This is a genomic window from Gordonia sp. (in: high G+C Gram-positive bacteria) (assembly GCF_020438995.1).
Lineage (GTDB): Bacteria > Actinomycetota > Actinomycetes > Mycobacteriales > Mycobacteriaceae > Gordonia.
The window spans coordinates 1-2,642 of the sequence record NZ_JAGQTN010000160.1 but is presented as its reverse complement, the minus strand read 5'-3'; the positions used below and the strand labels follow the sequence as shown (position 1 = coordinate 2,642).

Genomic DNA, 2,642 nt, shown 5'->3' with positions numbered 1-2,642 from the left:
TTCGGTCTGGCGACTGCTACCGCATCTGCCTACGGCCACAACTGGGACGCTGTGGCCGCGTGCGAGAGCGGCGGCAACTGGGGAATCAACACCGGCAACGGCTACTACGGCGGCCTGCAGTTCTCGCAATCCACCTGGGAGGCCTACGGCGGCTCCGGCAGCCCGCACTACGCCTCGCGTGAAGAGCAGATCCGCGTCGCCGAGAACACCCTGGCCGGCCAGGGCCCCGGCGCATGGCCGGTGTGCGGCGCCTACCTGTAGGCACGCCGCACCCAGGTCGCCGCGGCCGCACCCGCACTGCCCCCCGAACGGACATCCGGCCGGGGGCGGTCAGCGGACCGAACCCGGTGACCTCGCAACCACATACGATGGGCAGTCCCTGATCAGGGGCTGCCCATCGGTGCGTTTCGAGACTGCGGGTCAGTGCGACCACCCAGCGGCGACTACCCTCCTGCGACTACTCGGGAGCGGGTTCCCCGAACACCTCGTAGCCGCCTTCGGCGTAGCGGCTGCGGACGGCCTTCTTGTCGAACTTGCCCACCGAGGTCTTGGGGATCTCGGTGACGAACGACCAGCGTTCGGGAATCTGCCAGCGCGGCACCAGATCCGCCAGGAATGCCTTGTGCGCCTCGATGTCGGCGTCGGCCTCGCTCGCTACGACGGCCAGCACGAAGGGCCGCTCATCCCATTTCGCGTCCGGCACGCCGATCACCGTGGCCTCCAGGACCACCGGATTGCTCATCACCGCGTTCTCCAGTTCCACCGAACTGATCCACTCGCCACCGGTCTTGATGATGTCCTTGGTGCGGTCGACGATCCTCATGTAGCCGTCCGGGCTGATGGTGGCCACGTCACCGGTCCGCAGCCAGCCGTCGTGGAACTTGTCCGGTGCGCTCACATTGCCGTCGGGCTGGTAGTAGGCACCGGTGATCCACGGTCCCGACACCTCCAGCTCACCTGAAGTCTCACCGTCCCAGGGCAGTTCGTTGCCCTCGTCATCGACGATGCGGCCGGCGACCAGTGGCGGGAAACGGCCCTGCGTGACGCGGTAGGCGAAGGCCTCCTCGGGGTCGTCGATGCCGGCCGGCGGGCGGGCGATGCTGCCCAGCGGTGAGGTCTCGGTCATACCCCAGGCATGCGTGATCGGTGCGTTGAATTCGTCGAAGGCCCGGATCATGGTGTGCGGTACCGCCGCACCGCCGACGATCACCTCCCGCAGATGCGAGATGTCCTGCGGCGCGGCATGCAGCCGGGCCGCCACGCCCTGCCAGATGGTGGGCACCGCCGCGGCCAGCGTCGGCCGGCCTTCGGCCATCATCGCCAGGAGCGGCTCGGGCTGCAGGAACCGGTCGGGCATGATCATTGTCGCCCCGCACATCATCACCGCGTACGGCAGCCCCCAGCTCATCACGTGGAACATCGGCACGATGGCCAGCATCGAGTCACGGTTCGACAACCCCACGCCGGTGGTCGACGTGGCGGTCAGCGAATGCAGGTAGATGCTGCGGTGGGAGTAGACGACGCCCTTCGGGTCACCGGTGGTGCCCGAGGTGTAGCAGAGCACGGCGGCCGAACGCTCGTCGATGTCGCCGGGCCAGTTGTAGGTGGTGGGCTGTCCGGCGATGAACTCGTCGTAGGCGTGCACGGTGACCCAATCCGGTGCGGTGAACGATTCGACCGGACCGTTGACGACGATCACGTGCCGCACCCCGGGCGCCTGCGCGACGTACGCCGACAGCATCGGCGCCACCGAGGCGTCGACCAGGATCACCTTGTCGTCGGCGTGGTTGAGGATGAACACCGCCTGCTCGGGCGAGAGCCGCAGGTTGAGGGTATGCAGCACGGCCCCCATCGACGGGACGGCGGCGTAGACCACCTGGTGTTCGTTGTTGTTCCACATGAAGGTGGCCACCCGGTCGCCGCGACCGACGCCGAGTCCGTCGAGGGCGTGCGCCAGCTGGGCGGCCTGCTCACCGATCTCGGCGAAGGAGATGTCGCGGAAAGCCGAACCCGTCCACGTTCGGACCCGCCCCTCGGGGAACGATTTTCGGCTGTACTCGACGAGGGTCGCGAGGGAGAGATTTCCGCCCTGCATCGTGGACTGGATCATGTTCCGGGTCTCCTTAGCGGGTTGTTCACCGTGTGGCGGGCAGATGGGCGACGACTCCCCCGGCCGCATGCGCCACGCGTGACTGGCATGCCTAGACTGTGACTGATACCACAGCATTGAAAACCATACCGTCGCCGCACATGCAGCATTTCGGCAATATGAGGCGCGATCGGCCGACCAGGGGTTCGGCCGAACTCCGCGGTACGGTTCAATGACCCGGCAACGCCCCGGGCGGCGCCTCGCGCACCGTACGGGCTCAGCGAAAGGCGATGACCGTGCCGTCCCTGCGCGATCTCTACGATGCCGCCGAAAAGCGGCTCACCCCCACCATCGAGGCGGTGGTGCACTCCGAGGAATTCGCCACCACCACCGCCATCATCGGCATGGTCCGCCGTGAGGCGAGCAAACGCATCGAGGACGCCAATGCCGCGCTCTGGCATCTGGTGAACATCCCGGCAGGCTCCGACGTCCGCAAGCTGCGCCGTCAGATCGGCGAACTCGACTACGAGGTCCGTCAGCTGCGTCTGGAACT

3 protein-coding genes are annotated in these 2,642 nt (G+C 67.2%); 2 read left to right on the top strand and 1 reads right to left on the bottom strand.

The window, feature by feature from the left end; genetic code table 11:
• Positions 1-261: transglycosylase family protein (locus KDB67_RS11835; protein WP_291015945.1), on the top strand; the 261-nt coding region annotated here is incomplete at its 5' end.
• Positions 262-457: 196 nt separating this feature from the next.
• On the opposite strand, the gene KDB67_RS11830 is transcribed toward KDB67_RS11835, so the two are convergent.
• A complete protein-coding gene (locus tag KDB67_RS11830) occupies positions 458-2,110 on the bottom strand; it encodes a long-chain fatty acid--CoA ligase (protein WP_291015943.1) in 1,653 nt (550 codons plus the stop codon).
• 269 nt (positions 2,111-2,379) lie between these two features.
• Here KDB67_RS11830 and KDB67_RS11825 point away from each other — a divergent pair.
• Positions 2,380-2,642: hypothetical protein (locus tag KDB67_RS11825; RefSeq protein ID WP_291015942.1), on the top strand; the 263-nt coding region annotated here is incomplete at its 3' end.

Excerpts from the sequence above, each read along its gene's own strand:
- KDB67_RS11830 (WP_291015943.1), bottom strand. The coding sequence starts at position 2,110 with ATGATCCAGTCCACGATGCAGGGCGGAAATCTCTCCCTCGCGACCCTC.